The organism is Caulifigura coniformis (assembly GCF_007745175.1).
Classification (GTDB): Bacteria; Planctomycetota; Planctomycetia; order Planctomycetales; family Planctomycetaceae; genus Caulifigura; species Caulifigura coniformis.
The window spans coordinates 15,502-32,579 of the sequence record NZ_CP036271.1 but is presented as its reverse complement, the minus strand read 5'-3'; the positions used below and the strand labels follow the sequence as shown (position 1 = coordinate 32,579).

The window sequence follows — 17,078 nt, the reverse complement described above, 5'->3', positions numbered from 1 at the left end:
TCTGACGGCCGCGATTGTCTTGATGGCGTCCCTGACGGGATGCTCGGGCGGAGTCGAACTGAACCGCCGTGAAGTGCGCGGATCGGTGACGATGAAGGGGGAGCCGCTCGAAACGGGGACGGTCACCCTGTTCCCGCTCGGCAATGGACACGTCGCCTCCGGACGCATTGAGAACGGAACCTTTCTCATCGAGCAGGCATTCGGACCGATTCCCGGCGACTATCGCGTCGAGATCACCGGACAGAAGTCGACGGGGAAGATGATTCGCGTCGAGGAGCCGGGAGCGGAGCCGCGGGAGGTGGCCGAGACGAAGTCGATCGTCCCCGGCGAATACAACGAGCGTTCCACGCTGGCGCTGACGGTGGGCGAGAAGGAGACGGTCGTCGAGCAGTCCTTCGAGTTGAAGTGACTCAAGACCCAGGCGAGGCGGGACACGTTTGTTCAATCGGAGGAAGGAGCCGGCGACGACGCGAGCGCCTGCCTGGCGTACTCCATGCACGTGCGGGCCCATCCGGCCTGCGGGTCGCGTTCGAGCACCTTCGCATAGAGGTCGATGGCCTTCTGGTAGTTGCCGTCGACGTGAGCCTGGTAGGCCCGATTGCCGATCCAATGGGTATTCCAGGGCGCCCAGACCAGGCTCAGCACAGCGACACTCAGACTCGCCGCCAGTCCGATCAGTGCGGGCCGCTTCCGTGCAGGCTGGGCCAGCAGCGGCGAAGCGATGGCGCCGAACAGCAGGCCTGAGAAATGGGCCGTGTTTCCGATGTCCAGATCACTGGCCCATGTCATGAACAGGCAGCCAAACATCCAGAAGATGAACAGTTGGCAGATTCTCGGCGTCAGCACGACGGCAAACGCGGGGCGCCATCGACGGGCCACCCACATCAGCCCGAAGATCGCATACCCAACGCCCGAGAAACCGATACCTGTCGTGCTCGAAACAGCCAGCTGCATGGCCGAGGTGAAGAACGCGGCGGTCAGCACGAAGGCGAGAAATCTCGCCGATCCGATCTCAAGCTCGAGTCGACCCCCGAGAACCCACAGCCAGTACATGTTGAACGCGAGGTGCCACAACTCGTAGTGCAGAAACGCCGTGGTGATGAGGGGCCACCACTGGCCTTCCCAGATCGCATTCGCATCGCGCCAGCCCGCTGACTCCAGCGCCTGCAGGCTGTCCCCATCAGGGTTCCTGTGGATGAAGGCAAACAGTGCGATGCAGACGACCAGCACGATCGACGTGATCGGCGGATTGCGTGGGAGGTCGCCGAGTTTGCGGAGATAACCCATAACTCTTCGGCCTGCTTACCAGGGCCGCTGCAAGAGGAGCTCGAAATACGCCGAAGAAGGCAGGCGCAGCCGGGCCGTCGCCGTCAGGGGCGTTTTGCCGGCGTTTTCCCGGCCGCCCAGTACACGGCGTTCGTCAGCATCGACGTGAACACCGGGTTCTGGAAATCGCCCACATAACCGAGCGACGTATAGAACGACTTCCCGCCGTCTTTGCGGGTGAACGTCCATGACACCGGCTCTGCTTCCTTGGCGTGCACCTTTCCCATCTGCAGCACGGTCGTGCCTGGTTCGAGGGGAGCGGTCTGGTACAGCGATCCACCCGCCATGAACGGCTTCTGCTCGATGCCCGCCATGATCGGGTGCGGGGCCGCTTCCGGGGTGAACGTGATCTCGCACTTCAGGTTGTTGGCGTAGTGATTCGAGTAATGGCCGCCCCAGACCTGCGCATCCAGCTCGGGCCACTGGGCATGGCCGGGCGGGGTTTCGCCTTTCCGCAGGCTGAAGGCATGGCTGGCCGTGCGAATGCCGACGGCCGGCTTTCCGGCGGCGATGTAGTTCTTCACGATCTCCAACTGCTCGGCCCGCAGCGTGCGGCGGCGGACGCTCAGCAGCATCACGTCGGCGTCGTTCAGCGCTTCGAGTCCCGGAATCTCATTGTCCTTCTTCGCATCGCCATAGAGATGCGTGACGCGGAAATCCTTTCCGAGATGCGGGACGGCGAATTCCGTCAGCGTGCGGGCCGTGTCGTATTCCGGCTCGGACGCGATCACGACGATATGCGGACGAGTGTCACCACTGAACCGGAACGTTTTGCCGCCGATGATCTGGTCGCTCGTGATCGTCGGGCAGACGTGCCGCTCGATGTGGGAGACGATGAGATCGGTCCCGGTGAAATGGCTGACGTAAGGGGCCGACTTCGGGTTGTACATCGTGTCGGTCATGTCGCGCAGCAGCACGACGTTCTTGCCGTTCTCGGCCATTCTCCGCAGCCCGAACGGCCGGCCCAGAACACACATGTTCGTGTGCACGCCGGCCAGGATGACGTTCTTCACCCCCCTGGTTTCGAGGATGCTCCAGACTTCGTCGCCGAGGTCGGTGATGTAGTCCTTCGAGTCATCGACGACGATGATATCCGTCTGTTTGACCCAGGGCCGCTTCGGATTGCGCCCTTCCTGGACGAGCTTCTCCATCCAGGCTGCGCGCTGCTCCGGCTCGTCGTCATTCCCGCCATCGGTCTGGTCGATCGGATAGACCCCCTGTTCTTCGGCGGGGATCTTGTAGCACCACTTTTCGATATCGGTCGGGAGCGATTTCGACTTCGGGGTCTCCATCGCCCGCTTCCGGCCGGGATGGTCCTTGTAGGTGTCCATGCAGTTGGACGGAGCGTGGATCACTGTCGCGCCGGCCTTGCGCAGCGCGACCACCACTTCATTGAGCCGGGGCGACAGTTCGTTGACCCGCTTCACGGCGTTCTCACAGGTGTGCGAATCCCAGACGTCGCAGAGGATGATGGCGGTTTCAGCGGGGTTCCACGCCTGCGACTCGGTGACCGTGTGGAACTGTTTGACTCCGGCGGAAACCGGGACCTGCTTGCGAAGCGTGAGATTGAGCCGGCCATCGGCAGCGCTGGCCGACACGCAACAGGCGATCAGGCAGGTAGCAAGAAACACACGACGGGTCTGCATCGTCATCTCCGTGGATCAGGCGTCCATCAGCAGTCAGTCAGCATCGTCGGCCGACCGACGCCATGATGGCAACTCACCACGCCGGTTTTCCACCGGACGCGATCCCTTCGCTGAAATCGCGAGCCGTCATCTCTCTGACGTAACCGTCGGCGAATAATGCGAAGACTCGTTCATCGCCGTCGACGTCCGAAAACCGAGATCCGTCGCGGTGAGTGAGAACGATCGCATCTTCCTCGAGTTCCCCGGTGCTGAGGCCTGTTGCCCGGTCAATCAGGACCAGCAGGATCGGGATCTCGGAAAGACTTCTCTTTCGGGCATTCTCTTGGGGCTCATTGATCCACGCTCCGTGCTTCCACACCACCCAGTTGCCGCGGGCAGTGGGCTCAATCTCTCCCCAGTGCTCGCGGATGTTCCTTGCGACGTGGTCCTGAAGTTTCCCGTACTCCAGCTCAGCACTGATCCCGGCTTCGAGCTGCGAGTAGACCGCAAGCAGATGGTTCCGAACGTTGAGAGATCTGATCCACTTGAAATAGGGCATCCCCAGTCCAACGGCGAAGGCTGTGATCGCAGCCACGATCAGCAAAGCGAAGTACAGACACGCTGTCTGCGTTGCCGGGCACGTCTGTTCGCTCATGGTTTCCCGATTCGAATCCACAAGCGGATCCCTCACCGGAATGACAGCGCGGTGAGGAGGGCCACAAACACGCCCAGGACGGCCAGGTCGATGAACAGGGTTCTCAGGAAGAGACGCCTTGAGTCTGGACTCACCTGCACACCCAGGCCTGTCGACTCCAGCAGCAACATCAGCGAGTACAGGTGCCCGATGACCGGCAGCGGGATCACTCCGAAACAGAGCAGCGCGGTCCGCCAGGCGCGCTGGATCAGATCTTCGGCCTTCTGCTTCTTGACCGCGTCCTCCGGCTCCACACCCGGCGACGGAACAGCGTGGCCTTCCGGGAACGGCTGTTCCACCTCGGCCCGCGCCTGACCGCACGACCAGCAGGCCTCGAATCCCGGCTCGACATCCACCTTGCACGCGCCGCAGTACCACGGCCCAGTCGTCGCGGCGACAGGCCGGCGTTGCTCAAGCAATTGACTGGCCCTCACGGCATCCGGACGAGCCACGAGCACGCTCACGCCGATGGCCGTCCCCAGATGCGGCATCATCGCGCCCATGTTCGTGTTGTCGAACACTGCCTCGATGTCGTGCTGCTCGAGGAACAGCCGCATTTCCTCGGCCATGCTCAGGTACGGCGGCCGGGCGACTTCGATGAGGTCGGAAGACATGAGTTCGCCCTCGAAATCCTGCGGTCGGCGCGACGCTCACACGATGTCGCCCGGAACCCTGCCAAACCAGGGCTCCGGGCGTTCAACGGACCAGCTTCGCCGGCGGATCACGTCAGCTGGAGGACTTTGTCCATCTGCTGCGACACTTCCAGCAGCCGCTCCTTGCCGCCGCCACGGACTTCAGCCGTCAGGAACTCACCCGTGTAGTTGACGTCCTTCAGCGCCTGGAGCACTTCGGGCCAGTTCTCGCTGCCCGTTCCGATCTCGCCGAACGCCTGCTTCTCGAGGTTGTACCCCTTGCAGTCGACTTTCAGCAGCCGCTGACCGGTCTGGCGGATCCATTCGGCGGAGGAGACGCCGTACTTCAGCATGTTGCTGATGTCGAAGTATCCGCCGACCGTCGGATCATTGAAGGCGTCGATGTAGTCGACGAACTGCTTCGGCGTGGTGATGAATTCATTCCACACCGTCTCGATGGCGATCTTCACTCCGGCTTCTTTGGCGAGCGGCACGCCGCGCTTGATCTCCGCGATGGAGCGGTCCCAGGCTTCCTGCATCGGAATCTCGTCGTGGCCTTTCCGGAGGGAGGCGGGGACGACCAGGACGGTCGTGCCGCCGACGGTTTTGCAGGCGTCGATGGCGGCCTTCAGCGCCTCGTGAGCCTCTTCGAGGATGGCCTTGTCGGGAGATGAAAACCGCTTGTTCCAGTGAACGGAGTCGATCACTCCGTGAATCTTGATGCCGGCCTTCTTCGCGGCGGCGAGAGCCTGCCCGGCGTCCGTTCCCGGCGCATCGATCTCGCAGCCTTCGAAGCCGCAGTCCTTCATCAGCTTGAAGCGGTCATCCAGGCTCGCGTCTTCGACGCGGACCATGCTCAGTTTCACGGCCTTTTTCAGCCGGATCGGCGGTTCCGCCGCCCGGACGACACGCGTCGATCCCAGAATCGCGGTTCCGGCCAGGGCGGCGGCGGAAAGCTGCACGAACTCGCGTCGATTCACGGCGGGCATGGGTGACCTCGGTCGGCGGGGAGGGATTGGCTGGCGAGAAACGCTCCGGTCGGCGGACCGTCCAGGACGCTCTGAAATGTGATACCACGTTTCCGGCGGCGTTTCACCGCCCCGAAGCACGATTGTCCGGGTTCCGGCGAAGCGCTACGCTCCGTGCCGAAGTTCTCCATCGCACACAGGTCAGATTTCGGCCGTCCCATGAAAACGCTTGCCGTCACTCCCGGAAAAAAGCATTCGGCCCACATCGCCGAGTTGCCCACGCCCACGCTCGCTGATGCGCCCGCGCCCCGCCGCGGAGTCGTCGTGCGGACGCTGCAGGTCGGCGTCGACGCCACCGACGCCGAAATCGACGAGGCCCTGTATGGCCGCGCCCCGAAAGGGTACGACTTTCTGGTCGTCGGCCACGAAGTCTTCGGCGTCGTCGAGGAGGTTGGCCCCGATGTCACCCACGTGAAACCGGGCGACTACTGCACCTGCACGGTCCGCCGACCGGGCCCCACGCTCTTCGACATCATCGGCCGAAACGACATCACGGGGCACGAGGAATACTACGAACGCGGCATCAACCTGCGTCACGGGTTCATGACCGAGAAATTCGTCGACGACGCCGAGTTCGTCGTGAAGGTCCCCGAAGGCCTGAAGCACCTGGGCGTGCTCTCGGAACCGGCCAGCGTCTGCGCCAAGGCGATCGCGCAGGCCTACCTGGCGCAGCAGAGGCTGCAGGTGTGGGAACCAAAACTGGCGTTCGTCACCGGGGCCGGACAGATCGGCCTGTTGACCACCATGATGCTCCGCCTCCGTGGACTGCAGGTGTTCACCCTCGCCCGCACGAAGAACCCCGGCCTGAAGGAAGAGATCGTCAAGGCCTATGGCGGGACTTACGTCAGCACGGCCGAAACGTCGATGGAGGAGCTGGTCAAGACCGTCGGCAAGCCCGATCTGATCATCGAGGCGACCGGCTCGGCACAGGTCGCTTTCGACAGCATGCGGCACCTGGCGATCAACGGCGCGCTCGTCTGGACCAGCGTGACTGGCGGCGGAAAATCGATCGCGCAGTTCCCGGCCGATCAGGTCAACCTCGAGTGGGTCCTCGGTAACAAGCTGCTCGTCGGTTCGGTGAACGGCAACCGGCACCATTTCGCAGCCGGCCTGGGCGACCTGGCCCTCAGCGAAACGATGTTCCCCGGCGTGACTGAGCGGATCCTGACGACCCCCGTCGACGGATTCGGCGATCCCGCGAAGATCATGTCGCTGCTGCGGGACGACAAGACGGCGCTCAAGGTCTACGTCAACGTGAGCAAGTAGCAACGCCGCGCGACGCAGTCGTCACGTTTCTGAGAATCGCGAGAGATGATCGTCACGATCGATGGACCCGCCGGCACCGGCAAAAGCACCGCCGCGAAGCGACTCGCGGCCGCGCTTGGATTTGAATACCTCGACACCGGGGCCATGTACCGCGCCGTCGCCGCGCTCTGCCTGGAAGCGGAAGTCGAGCTCAACTCGCTGGCCGCGGCCGAGCTCGCGCGCACGTCATCGATCACCTTCCAGTCGGGCCGCACGATGGCCCGCGGAATGGATGTCACCGAATTCCTGCGTTCCCCCGAAGTCACGCGGGCCGCGTCGATCGTCGCCCAGCATCCTGAAGTACGGGCCGCACTCGTCGCGCGGCAGCGCGAACTGGCCGGCGTCCTCAACTTCGTCTGCGAGGGCCGCGACCAGGGGACCGTCGTCTTCCCCCAGGCCGAATGCAAGTTCTTCCTGACCGCGTCCCCCGAAGAGCGTGCGAAGCGGCGGATGGACGAACTCGCCCTCTGCGGGAAGCATGTCTCCTTCGAGGAAATGCTGACCCAGCAGCGGGAACGCGACGAGCGCGATCTTAACCGAGACGTCGCGCCGCTTCGCCCGGCCAACGACGCGATCGTCATCGACACGACCGCCATCTCCCTGGAGGAGGTCTTGAAGCGTCTGGAAGCCGAAGTGCGCAGGCGACTGGGTTGAGACGGTCTCTTTCTGTCAACATCGAGCTGAAAAGCCGCTCCGCGTCGTCTCCACGCACGTTTCAAACCGGCCCCGCCGTCGGTTCCACGACGTAGTCCCCGCGCGCCCAGACCCGCGCCCCGTCCGCCTGGTCCCGCAGGGCGTAGCGATACAGCCCCGGCTGCACGTGCCACGATTCCTCCGCCGTGAACGACGCGATGTGCGATTCGTCTCCCGAAATCGTCATTTCGCTCGTCGAAGCAACGGCCGCGCCCCCCAGGGTCTCAAGCGTGAACTGCAGCGACTTGGCCGAAAGATCGACCCCCTCCCCCGTCGAGTCGACGATCACCACCTGGTGCCGCGAACGTCCCCGCTGATAGGCCACGAGGAGTGTTTTCGAGACCGGCTCCTGGTTCACGCGGGCAACCACCGGCAGGATCGGGTTTCTCCCCCACACCGTGTCGCCATGCGACTTCAGCGTCTCGAGCGCCGCTTCCAGGTCGCCGGTCGTCACCACTCCGCCCGATGGCGACGTCGTCGCAATCCGGAAGACCGCCGATTCGGCCACGACCGATGAAGCCGTCTCCCGGATGCGCACCCGGGCGGTCGGCGTCCGCTGCTCGATCGCGGGAGTCCACGCCAGCGACCCACTGTTCGCGAGGTCTTCCACCAGCACCGTGTCGTACGTCACACCGCCGTCGCGGCTCAGTTCGACGCTCACCTCTGGAACCGAACCGGTCGTATTCCAGGTGATCCCGGTCGCTTCGCCTGCGAGAACAACATCCCCCTCTGCAGGAGACGTGATCTCCAGCGCCGCTTCACCCAACGAGCGCAGCGACCGGGCGACGACCTCGGCCACCACGACCGTCCCGCCGGCCGTCAGGTGCACTCCATCGGCCTGAAAGTAGCCCATATCGGTGGGGTCGCTCAGCCGCGGATCGGCCGCCACATCGGCCAGCGCGTCGAAATGATCGGCCCAATGCTCGCGCAGCCACGTATTCACCGCGCTCCGCTTCGCGTCGAATTCCGCATCGACGTCGGGATGCGCCTCATCCGCGGCGATGGTCGTGAGCACGACCACCTGGAAGCCGAGGGCCCGCCGGCCGTCGCCATACGTCGACAGGCGGGCGATGACGTCGGCCGTCGTGGCGCCCTCCAGCAGGTCGTTGATCCCGCCCCACACAACGACCACGTCGCTCGACGACTCGGGCCGACGACAGTCATCCACTTCCGCGACGTTGGCGAGAAGATCGGAAAGGGAGCGCCCGGAGACTCCGAGATTGGCCCAGTCGCATTCCTGTTCGAGAAGACCGATCACGCGCGTCGGATACTTTTCGACATGCGACAGCGCGGGCGACGTCAGCCCGCTCGTCAGTGAGTCGCCATGAAACAGGATCTGCGGCGCGATGGATTCCTCGCGGGCGACGAGCGAATCGAGGTGCATCCCGGTCGTTTCCAGGGACGCGCCCTGGAAGCAGAGCCCGATCCGCCCGGTCGATCGTTCCGTATCCACAACCCGCCGGAATTCGTAGCCGTTCAGGAACGCCCGCAGAAACGAGCCCTTCATCAGCAGCTTCACGCGATAGTCCCGACCCGGAACGAACGTGACGGGAAAGCTGCCAAGGCTCCCCGAACCGTACAGGCAGATCCCTTCGCCGAACTGCAGCAACACGCAGTACCAGGCCGATTCGGAAGTCGACATCCGGCCGACAATCCCCGCATGCTGGCCATCGGCCGAGAGGCAGCGGAACAGCCCTTCGATTTCGCAGTCGGCGGCGGTCACGGAGGAGCAGGCGAAGGCCACGCCGTCGGCATGGGCCCGCCCCGCGTGGATCCGGATCGGTTCCGATCCGGCCGGATTCATGGCGTAAGTCGCCCCGGAATCAGCACTACGGGCTGTGAGCAGCGAACCATCCGGTGCAGTGAAGGTGTCGTTCAGAATCATCCGCGTGTCCCGAAACCAGGTGGCGAGCCAGAAATTGAACTGCCGTCACCTGTCCGTGCGCGGTTGCGCGCGGTTCCGAATCCCGCCCGCCCGCCGTATCCTGCCCCTTCCCGAACGTCCTCCAGTCTCGTTCCTCCTCTCAATGCTCGCGAAGCGAATCATTCCCTGTCTTGACGTCCATGCCGGCCGCGTGGTGAAGGGCATCAATTTCCTGAACCTCCGTGACGCCGGCGATCCGGTCGAAATCGCCGCGCGCTACGAGCGGGAAGGGGCGGATGAACTCGTCTTCCTCGACATCACCGCCAGCCACGAACAGCGCGACATCATTCTCGACGTCGTCGAGCGGACGAGCGAAGTCATCTTCATGCCGCTCACCGTCGGAGGGGGCATCCGCACGCTCGAAGACATCCGCCGACTGCTGAAAGCGGGATGCGACAAAGTGTCGATCAACAGCGCGGCCGTCAAAACGCCCGAGTTCGTCCGCGAGGCGGCTCTCAAGTTCGGCAGCCAGTGCATCGTGGTGAACATCGATCCCAAGCGCGTGCAGAAAGACGGTCGAGAATTCTGGGACGTCCACATCAACGGCGGCCGGCTTCCAACCGGACTGGAAGCCGTGGCCTGGGCGAAAGAAGTTGAACGGCTCGGCGCCGGCGAGATCGTCCTCACCTGCATGGACGCGGACGGCACCAAGGACGGCTACGACCTCGAGATCACGAAGGCCGTGGCCGATGCCGTCGAAATCCCCGTCGTCGCCAGCGGCGGCTGCGGATCGCCCCAGCACATGCTTGAGGCCATGATGGACGCCCATGCCAGCGCGGCCTTGGCGGCCAGCATCTTCCACTACGGCGAATACACCATCGCCGAAGCGAAGAAGTACCTGGCCGAGCGCGGGGTGCCGGTCCGGGTGTGAAGTCTTGTTTCGACACACAGGCACGAAGAAGTTCGATGAAGGCTCGACAGCAGATGAAACCGTTCGTGTCTTCGTGTCTTCGTGTCGACATTGCGCGATCATTACTGGTGTTGCTGGCCTTCTTCGTCGGCTGCGGACGGTCGACGCCAGCCCCCGCGGCCGATCCCGCCGCCCCCGCGGCGAACGACCCCCTCGCCACCAGCTCCGAGCCCGGGTTCGACTGGGCCTGCTTCCTCGGCCCCGACCACAACGGCGTGTCGAAGGAAACAGGCCTCCTCGAAACCTGGCCCGCCGATGGCCCGCCGCTCCTCTGGTCGAAGCAGGTCGGCGAAGGACACGGGGCCCCCTCGGTTCTCGGACAGCGGCTGGTCCTGCATCACTACGGCCAGCGTCAGGAGATCGTCGAATGCTTCCATGCGCTGACCGGCGAATCGCTGTGGACCCACAAATATCCCAGCAGCTTTCGTGACCCCTACGGCTACAACAACGGCCCGCGCTGCTCGCCGATCCTGACGCCCGAGTACTGCTACACGTTCGGCGCGGAAGGGGTGCTCCTGTGCCTGAAGCTCGCGACGGGCGAGGTCGTCTGGAAACGCGAAACGCAGAAGGACTTCACCGTTCCCGAAGGCTTCTTCGGAGTCGGATCGTCTCCTTTGCTGTGGGGCGACAAACTGATCGTGATGGTCGGCGGGCAACCCGACAGCGGCGTCGTGGCGTTCGATCCGCTTACGGGAAAAACGCTCTGGCAGAGCGTCGGCCAGAAGACGTGGGACGGCGCCGCGACCGGTTTCCCCGCGCCGAAGAACTATTCATGGACTGGCGACGAGATGATCGTCAGCTATTCGTCGCCGATCCCCGCCGAGATCCACGGACAGAAACATGTCCTCTGCCTGATGCGTCACGGCCTCGTCTCGCTCGACCCCGACACCGGAGCCGAGCGGTTCAAGTACTGGTTCCGCTCCCGCGTGCATGAATCGGTCAACGCCGCATCGCCGGTCGTGGTGGGCGACACCGTTCTGATCTCGTCCGAGTACCGGACCGGCTCCGCCCTGCTCAGGGTGAAACCCGACGGGAACTCGTATGACGTCGTCTGGAAGAATCCCCGCGGCCTCGAAACGCACTGGGCCACCGCCATTTATGTGGAGGGCGCGTTCTACGGCTTCAGCGGGCACTACGAACCGGAAGGCCGGATGACCTGCATCGACGCCGCGACGGGCACGGTCCACTGGGAAAGCCCCGGCTTCGATGAGCCTCTCGACGACTACGCGCGCACCTCGGAAGACGATGTGATTTCCCGCTCCACCGGTAAGCCGCTGCTGTATCCCGTCTTCGGCCGCGGATCGCTGACGATGGTCGATGGAAAATTCCTGACGCTGGGGGAACGTGGCGGCCTGATGGCGCTGATGCGTCCCAATGCGGAAAAACGGGACGAGATCGTCCGGCTGCGGACGCCGAAACTCGGCTATCCGACCTGGGCAGCCCCGGTCGTCTCTCGCGGGCGGCTGTATCTCCGCTCCCAGGAATGGATGATCTGTCTCGACCTGCGAAAGCCAAAGCCCTGAACGGGTGGTCCGGGATCCAGGAGACCTCTCTCATCGGACCGGCAGCCCGGGTGAAGTTCGCTCGCCGCCGCGTCCCCCGCATCATCGTCTCATTTCGACGCGTCCTTCCCGGCGGGTCTGTTCTGAATCGCCTCCCGTAGTTCGGCCGGCGGGGCGACGAGAAACTCCACATCGCGGGGGCGGCTCACGCGCAGCTTCAGGGTCACTTTCTTCGTCTTCACTTCGGCCGGGAAGTAGACCGCGGCAAATTGCGTGTTGTGAACTCCGCCCCCTCCGGGAAACAGTTTGTCGTTGATCACGTTCCCCTGGTCGTCGATGACGTCGTACAGCGCCTGAACTCCGGTCGGCAGCGGGTCATGGTCGACTCGAATGAATGGAACTCCGGCTTCGATCGACTCATATGGGACCTGCCCGCCGCCAGGCCCCGGACGCGAACCGGCGCCGACGCTGAGCCCCGTATGGCCAGGGCTTCGCGGTGGAGTCACCGTGATCGTGTCGCCGATATGCTCGAGCTCGCCCGCCGGCGCCACGTAACGAATCCGAAACTCGATCTCATCGACCACCGCGGACTGTGCCGTCCTGGTCACGGTCAGTCCGACCGGCACGGCGACAGGATCGGCCGTCCACGTCGCCGACGCGGGAAACTCGGCGTCCCGCCGCCGTCGGTAGCGGAGATGAAGTTTCCACGCAGGTTCGAAGGGGGACAGCCAGGAGCCGCTGTTCCCCGTCGCGTCCGTCCATTGATACGACCGCTCCGGGTTCAGCCAGCTCGGATCGTCGGAGGCGACGTCCGCGATCGGCCCCAGATGGCGATTCTTCACATCCACCTTCAGCGAGCGAAGCGTGACGGTGATCGGCTCGACCGACGTCGTCTGCGGCAGTGCGTCCGGGGTCCACACCGGGAAGTCCGTGCGGTAGCCCGGATTCGCCATCGACTTCTCCATCAGCATTTGGCCGTTCTGCTCGTAGAGCCGGAAATGGAGCTGCGGCTCACGCCGCGGAAAGGCCGTGAAATCGTGGAGCGATGTTCCCTCCCCGTGGCTGTTGTAGCCGTTGATCTCGTCCGTGAAGACGAAGCCTGTCGACTCGGGAAATTCGATCTTTCCGAACACCGTCGACGTGGTCGTCTGCAGGGCGTTCTGAGGCGTGAGCAGCTGGAACAGCAGGACCAGCGGCGGCCCGCCGAATTCCTGATGCGACGGCGTGTATCCGCGAACCGTTGTCACCTCGCCCAGCTTCTTCACCAGCGGCCCCGGGATCCGGCGACGCAGGAAAGCGCGCAGGTTGTCGTCGGAGGAGTAGTTCAGCGTCCCCAGGTCGGCCTTGAGAAAACGGACGTTGAACTGACCCGTCGAGAGCGGAACGCTTTCGATGAGGGGACGCGCCGTCGCAAGCCGCCAGGCGAATCCCCCTGCCAGCAGCAGGATCGCGACGATCGCCGCGAAAACCTGAACGAGACGTCGACGGCGGGAACTCATGACGCGGTGACCTGAAAAGATGCGATGCCGACAAGTGGACAACGGCTTCGAAGGACAAACCCACCAGACTTCCTGCCCGCCGGAATGGCGAAAACCCGAACTCCAGCGGATGCCGGCGAGGACGCAGGCGGCCCGCGGGCATGGCCATTAGATTACCTCCTATGGTCATCACTCTCATTGGATATCGCGGCACAGGCAAATCGACCGTCGGACCGCAGCTCGCGGCCCGCCTCGGTTTCGACTTCCTCGACGCCGACCCCGAAATCGAACGCCGGGCCGGGAAGTCGATCCGGCAGATCTTCGCCGACAGCGGGGAGCCCGAGTTTCGTCGTCTGGAAGCCGCGTTTCTCGCCGAACAACTGGGCCGCGAACGGCTCGTCCTCGCGCCGGGAGGCGGGGCGATCCTGAATGAGACGACACGCACCCGCATGCGCGACGCAGGTCCCGTCGTCTGGCTGACCGCCCCGACCGACGTCATCGTCCAGCGGATGGCCGAAGACGCCACCTCGACCGAACGCCGTCCCGCGCTCACGAACCTCCCGCCGCGCGACGAAATTGAACAGCTTCTCGCCAAACGGACGCCGCTCTATGCTCAGGCGGCGACCATCACTGTCGAGACTTCTGGGAAACCCGTGGACACCATCGTCGAACTGATCCTTTCGGCCCTCCCCGGCGCCACCGTTGATCCGGCGGAGGGCGGGCGGTGATCCACCTCGATCTCCCGGCCTGGGTGATCTATCCGACGCTGTTCCTCTTCGGATCGATCATCGGCAGCTTCCTGAATGTCTGCATCTACCGGATCCCTCAGAAAGACGGCTTCTGGGAATCGCTCCAGGAACTCTGGAACCGGCCATCGCAGTGCAAGCGCTGCCGGTCCCATATCCGCTGGCAGCACAACATTCCGATCTTCGGCTGGCTGATGCTGGGCGGCCGCTGCGCCGACTGCCGCGCCTGGATCTCGCCCCGTTATCCGCTGATCGAATTTCTGAACGCCTCGCTGTTCGTGCTGGTCTACTGGTTCGAGATCGGCGCAGGCGACGTCAACGCGCTGAAGGACAGCTGCCTGTACACGCAGATCGGCCCCGAGGTCATTCCAGGCCTCGGCAGCATGTCGCCGACGATGTTCGCCCACCTGCGCTATGCGTTCCACATGGTGCTCATCGAGGCGCTGCTCGTCGCCACATTCATCGACTTCGACCTCTGGATCATTCCCGACGGTGTGACACTGCCGGCCATGGTCGTCGGATTCGTCGGCAACACCCTCATCGGACGGGTCCACCTCGTTCCCGTCTGGGTCGAACAGGCGTCCCTCTTCGCCGGAACCCCGCCCGACGTCCCCGCCTGGTTCTCACACTGGCCGCACCTGCACGGCTTCCTCGTCGCGGCGGCCGGTTTCGTGATCGGCGGCGGAATCGTCTGGACGGTCCGCGTCCTGGGACACTGGGCCCTGAAGCAGGAGGCGATGGGGTTTGGCGACGTGATCCTGCTGGCGATGATCGGCAGCTTCGTCGGCTGGCAGGCCTCCGTGATCGTCTTCTTCCTGGCCCCCGTAATCGCGATCGTGGTCGTCCTGGCCCGGCTCATCTTCCACCGCGACCGGGCGATTCCCTATGGCCCCTACCTGAGCATCGCCACGCTCGTGTCGCTGCTGTTCTGGGCGCCGGTCTGGGACCTCTCCGAGCGCGTCCTCAGCCTCGGGCCGCTGCTCATTCCGCTGGCCCTCATTTCCGTCGCCCTGCTGGCCTCGCTGCTGTTCGTCGCCCGTCTGATCCGCCTCGCGCTCGGCATCATGCCGATCGACGACCAGGAAGAACTCGTCTGGACCGCCGCCGATCAGAACTTCCTCTACTCGGGAGAGAAGGTCGACCGCTTCCAGGGGCAGTGGAAAACCAACCACGACTGGAGCGGCGTCGCCGCATCGCGCGGGACGATGGGCCAGGAGCGCTGGCGCGGACGGTAAATCGCGGCAAACAGGTCAGCGGAGCCGGCTGGCCCGGGTGAACAGTCGCCTCCCCGAGGTCCCGCCGCTCAGCGCCGCGTCAAGATCATCCGGATCCGAGCCAAGCTGCTCGAGCAGGCTGGGCGTCATCGGCATCCGCACCGTGAATACCGTCTTCACTCCCGGCGTCGACGTGCAGCTCACGCTGCCGCCGTCGCTCGTCACGAACTGCCGGACGAGGTGTAGCCCCAGGCCGTGATTCGGCTCGCTCTTCGTGGTGAACGACGGCTCCCAGATCCTGTCGAGATCGTCCGACGGAATGCCGCGTCCGTTGTCTTCGACAGTCACCTTCGCCATCCCGCCGTCGATCGATGTCCGCACGATGATCGTGCCGTCCGGGTTGCCGGCGATGGCGTCCGCGGCGTTGTACAGCAGGTTCACGAGGATGTGGTGCACCTTCATCCGCGTGGTGTGTGCGATGGGATTCGTCCGCAGATCGAGCCGCACGTAGCTCCAGGGAAAGTTCTTCTGGAACCGCAGGAAGTGGGTCAGCTCGCGGATCGATTCCGCCAGCGACACGGGCCCGGCCGGGGCGTCCAGCGATTCGAAGCGGACGATGCGCCGCAACTGCTGGACGGTCTCATGAATCGCGTGAAACGACTCGCGGAAGATGCCGAGGAACTCGACCATCTCGGGATCGGTCGAGTACTGCTTCTCCATCAGCTGGATCAGCGGCAGGATCGCCAGCTGGCTCGTCAAATGCCCGGCGACCTGCGCGGTCGCCTGACCGACCAGCGCCATACGTTCGCTGGCGACCAGTCGATCGACCAGTCGGGCGAACTCGGGCGGACGTTGTTGGTGGTCTGCGATCTCTGGTCGCATTTCCGCGACCGGCTGCTGGGGAAGCCCCACTATGACGTCCTCGACGACAATGCAATCAGTCAGTTTGGAATGCCGCGGCTGATCAGAAGCTGGACGCGCTTCCGGCCGGGATCGGAGTCGGTTGATGGCACAATCGGTGATCGAATCGCACCGGAAATCTTGATAGGCCATCCGGCTTTTCTTGCTTCAGCGACCTTCAACTCGGCGCGGTTGCCCCGACTGCATCGCCTGTGACCAGATCGCCTCCGCCTTCGACTTTGAGGGAAATGCAGGAACTACCGTTTTTGTGCGATCCCCGTGCGGTTGGTACGCTGTTCAATGGACAACCTGCACCGCGGCTCTCGCGGTCGACCCCTGTCAGGAATACCCCATGTCTCTCCTGCACCTCCCCGATCGCCGGCTGTTCCTCGGCTCACTCGCCGCCTCGTTCTTCACCGTCAAGGGGGCCTTCGCCGAACAGCTCTTCGCCACCCCCCGGCTCACGGAAGGTCCCTTCTATCCCGACAAGCTGCCGCTCGATCAGGACAACGACCTGATTATCATCAACGACAGCATCACCCCCGCTGTCGGCGAGATCACCCATCTCACCGGCCGCGTCCTCACGGCCTCGGGAGAACCCGTCAAAGACGCGACCGTCGAAATCTGGCAGTGCGACGCCAACGCCGTGTATCTCCACACCCGTGACAGCGGGCCCAAGGCCGCCCAGCAGGACAAGCACTTCCAGGGCTTCGGCCGCTTCTCCACCGCCTCCGACGGCGGCTACCGCTTCCGCACCATCAAGCCTGTCCCCTACCCCGGACGCCCCGCCCCGCACATCCATTTCAAGGTGAAAAAGGGTGACCGCGAGCTGATCGTTTCGCAGCTGATGATGCGGGGATTTGATGGCAACCTCCGCGACGGCGTGTTCAACGGCGTGCGCGACGTCATCGATCGCGAACTTCTCGTCACCGATTTCAAGCCAATCCCGGATTCGAAAACGGGCGAACTCTCCGCCCGCTTCGACATCGTCCTCGGCCGGACTCCCGACGAACGGAACGTGCGAGGCTGATCTGCGGCTCTTTCGCCGTCCGCCGACTTCGCTTCCCCGGCCTCCTGATCCTCATCGACCTCTGCCCTCAG

At 64.1% G+C, this 17,078-nt stretch carries 17 protein-coding genes; 9 read left to right on the top strand and 8 right to left on the bottom strand.

Annotated elements, in window-relative coordinates; all coding sequences use genetic code 11:
• Window positions 1-22: 22 nt before the first annotated feature.
• A complete protein-coding gene (locus Pan44_RS00170; RefSeq protein ID WP_145025961.1) occupies window positions 23-409 on the top strand; it encodes a hypothetical protein in 387 nt (128 codons plus the stop codon).
• Between the two features lie 32 nt (window positions 410-441).
• On the opposite strand, the gene Pan44_RS00165 is transcribed toward Pan44_RS00170, so the two are convergent.
• The 5 genes from Pan44_RS00165 to Pan44_RS00145 form a co-directional block, all read right to left on the bottom strand.
• A complete protein-coding gene (locus tag Pan44_RS00165; RefSeq protein ID WP_145025958.1) occupies window positions 442-1,287 on the bottom strand; it encodes a rhomboid family intramembrane serine protease in 846 nt (281 codons plus the stop codon).
• Between the two features lie 83 nt (window positions 1,288-1,370).
• A complete protein-coding gene (locus Pan44_RS27160) occupies window positions 1,371-2,972 on the bottom strand; it encodes an isochorismatase family protein (RefSeq protein WP_197453715.1) in 1,602 nt (533 codons plus the stop codon).
• 73 nt (window positions 2,973-3,045) lie between these two features.
• The gene (locus Pan44_RS00155) at window positions 3,046-3,606 is read right to left on the bottom strand and encodes a hypothetical protein (RefSeq protein WP_145025955.1); all 561 of its coding nucleotides are present in this window, start codon (window positions 3,604-3,606) and stop codon (window positions 3,046-3,048) included.
• A gap of 32 nt (window positions 3,607-3,638) precedes the next feature.
• Entirely contained in the window at window positions 3,639-4,259 is a 621-nt protein-coding gene (locus tag Pan44_RS00150) for a DUF2007 domain-containing protein (protein ID WP_145025952.1), read from the bottom strand.
• A gap of 107 nt (window positions 4,260-4,366) precedes the next feature.
• Window positions 4,367-5,266, bottom strand: a complete 900-nt coding sequence (locus Pan44_RS00145) for a sugar phosphate isomerase/epimerase family protein (protein ID WP_145025949.1) — start codon at window positions 5,264-5,266, stop codon at window positions 4,367-4,369.
• Between the two features lie 198 nt (window positions 5,267-5,464).
• Here Pan44_RS00145 and Pan44_RS00140 point away from each other — a divergent pair, with 198 nt between their 5' ends.
• Both Pan44_RS00140 and cmk read left to right on the top strand, forming a co-directional pair.
• On the top strand, window positions 5,465-6,571 hold the full coding sequence (locus Pan44_RS00140; RefSeq protein ID WP_145025946.1) for a glucose 1-dehydrogenase: 1,107 nt from the start codon (window positions 5,465-5,467) through the stop codon (window positions 6,569-6,571).
• Window positions 6,572-6,616: 45 nt separating this feature from the next.
• Entirely contained in the window at window positions 6,617-7,264 is a 648-nt protein-coding gene (cmk, locus tag Pan44_RS00135; protein ID WP_145025943.1) for a (d)CMP kinase, read from the top strand.
• Window positions 7,265-7,325: 61 nt separating this feature from the next.
• Here cmk and Pan44_RS00130 read toward each other — a convergent pair whose 3' ends face one another.
• Window positions 7,326-9,188 (bottom strand): GDSL-type esterase/lipase family protein, encoded by a 1,863-nt coding sequence (locus Pan44_RS00130; protein WP_145025940.1) that lies wholly within the window; start codon window positions 9,186-9,188, stop codon window positions 7,326-7,328.
• A 142-nt stretch (window positions 9,189-9,330) separates the two neighbouring features.
• Here Pan44_RS00130 and hisF point away from each other — a divergent pair, with 142 nt between their 5' ends.
• The gene (gene hisF, locus Pan44_RS00125; protein ID WP_145025937.1) at window positions 9,331-10,098 is read left to right on the top strand and encodes an imidazole glycerol phosphate synthase subunit HisF; all 768 of its coding nucleotides are present in this window, start codon (window positions 9,331-9,333) and stop codon (window positions 10,096-10,098) included.
• 35 nt (window positions 10,099-10,133) lie between these two features.
• The gene (locus tag Pan44_RS00120) at window positions 10,134-11,660 is read left to right on the top strand and encodes an outer membrane protein assembly factor BamB family protein (RefSeq protein ID WP_231754180.1); all 1,527 of its coding nucleotides are present in this window, start codon (window positions 10,134-10,136) and stop codon (window positions 11,658-11,660) included.
• 89 nt (window positions 11,661-11,749) lie between these two features.
• Here the strand turns inward: Pan44_RS00120 and Pan44_RS00115 are convergent, their stop codons facing one another.
• A complete protein-coding gene (locus Pan44_RS00115) occupies window positions 11,750-13,138 on the bottom strand; it encodes a hypothetical protein (protein ID WP_145025934.1) in 1,389 nt (462 codons plus the stop codon).
• Window positions 13,139-13,299: 161 nt separating this feature from the next.
• Here Pan44_RS00115 and Pan44_RS00110 point away from each other — a divergent pair, with 161 nt between their 5' ends.
• On the top strand, window positions 13,300-13,845 hold the full coding sequence (locus tag Pan44_RS00110) for a shikimate kinase (RefSeq protein ID WP_145025931.1): 546 nt from the start codon (window positions 13,300-13,302) through the stop codon (window positions 13,843-13,845).
• Window positions 13,842-15,098, top strand: coding sequence for a prepilin peptidase (locus tag Pan44_RS00105; RefSeq protein ID WP_145025928.1), 1,257 nt, complete (start codon window positions 13,842-13,844; stop codon window positions 15,096-15,098). Before Pan44_RS00110 ends, Pan44_RS00105 begins: the two co-directional genes overlap by 4 nt.
• A 15-nt stretch (window positions 15,099-15,113) precedes the next feature.
• Here Pan44_RS00105 and Pan44_RS00100 read toward each other — a convergent pair whose 3' ends face one another.
• Window positions 15,114-15,878, bottom strand: coding sequence for a sensor histidine kinase (locus Pan44_RS00100; protein ID WP_197453714.1), 765 nt, complete (start codon window positions 15,876-15,878; stop codon window positions 15,114-15,116).
• Between Pan44_RS00100 and Pan44_RS27155 the strand changes: the two genes are divergently transcribed.
• Both Pan44_RS27155 and Pan44_RS00095 read left to right on the top strand, forming a co-directional pair.
• Window positions 15,837-16,193 carry a hypothetical protein gene (locus tag Pan44_RS27155; RefSeq protein ID WP_197453713.1) on the top strand — a complete coding sequence of 119 codons (357 nt, stop codon included), beginning with the start codon at window positions 15,837-15,839 and terminating at the stop codon, window positions 16,191-16,193. The two genes, Pan44_RS00100 and Pan44_RS27155, sit on opposite strands and share 42 nt — an antisense overlap.
• A 136-nt stretch (window positions 16,194-16,329) precedes the next feature.
• Entirely contained in the window at window positions 16,330-17,007 is a 678-nt protein-coding gene (locus Pan44_RS00095; RefSeq protein ID WP_145025921.1) for a dioxygenase family protein, read from the top strand.
• Window positions 17,008-17,078: the final 71 nt, after the last annotated feature.

Bases quoted from the DNA above. Each gene is read 5' to 3' on its own strand.
- Pan44_RS00100 (WP_197453714.1), bottom strand. From the start codon at position 15,878: ATGGCGCTGGTCGGTCAGGCGACCGCGCAGGTCGCCGGGCATTTGACG.
- Pan44_RS00110 (WP_145025931.1), top strand. From the start codon at position 13,300: ATGGTCATCACTCTCATTGGATATCGCGGCACAGGCAAATCGACCGTC.
- Pan44_RS00095 (WP_145025921.1), top strand. From the start codon at position 16,330: ATGTCTCTCCTGCACCTCCCCGATCGCCGGCTGTTCCTCGGCTCACTC.
- Pan44_RS00170 (WP_145025961.1), top strand. From the start codon at position 23: ATGGCGTCCCTGACGGGATGCTCGGGCGGAGTCGAACTGAACCGCCGT.
- Pan44_RS00120 (WP_231754180.1), top strand. From the start codon at position 10,134: ATGAAGGCTCGACAGCAGATGAAACCGTTCGTGTCTTCGTGTCTTCGT.
- Pan44_RS00115 (WP_145025934.1), bottom strand. From the start codon at position 13,138: ATGAGTTCCCGCCGTCGACGTCTCGTTCAGGTTTTCGCGGCGATCGTC.
- Pan44_RS00145 (WP_145025949.1), bottom strand. From the start codon at position 5,266: ATGCCCGCCGTGAATCGACGCGAGTTCGTGCAGCTTTCCGCCGCCGCC.
- cmk (WP_145025943.1), top strand. From the start codon at position 6,617: ATGATCGTCACGATCGATGGACCCGCCGGCACCGGCAAAAGCACCGCC.
- hisF (WP_145025937.1), top strand. From the start codon at position 9,331: ATGCTCGCGAAGCGAATCATTCCCTGTCTTGACGTCCATGCCGGCCGC.
- Pan44_RS27155 (WP_197453713.1), top strand. From the start codon at position 15,837: ATGCCCGGCGACCTGCGCGGTCGCCTGACCGACCAGCGCCATACGTTC.
- Pan44_RS00130 (WP_145025940.1), bottom strand. From the start codon at position 9,188: ATGATTCTGAACGACACCTTCACTGCACCGGATGGTTCGCTGCTCACA.
- Pan44_RS27160 (WP_197453715.1), bottom strand. From the start codon at position 2,972: ATGCAGACCCGTCGTGTGTTTCTTGCTACCTGCCTGATCGCCTGTTGC.
- Pan44_RS00140 (WP_145025946.1), top strand. From the start codon at position 5,465: ATGAAAACGCTTGCCGTCACTCCCGGAAAAAAGCATTCGGCCCACATC.
- Pan44_RS00155 (WP_145025955.1), bottom strand. From the start codon at position 3,606: ATGAGCGAACAGACGTGCCCGGCAACGCAGACAGCGTGTCTGTACTTC.
- Pan44_RS00150 (WP_145025952.1), bottom strand. From the start codon at position 4,259: ATGTCTTCCGACCTCATCGAAGTCGCCCGGCCGCCGTACCTGAGCATG.
- Pan44_RS00165 (WP_145025958.1), bottom strand. From the start codon at position 1,287: ATGGGTTATCTCCGCAAACTCGGCGACCTCCCACGCAATCCGCCGATC.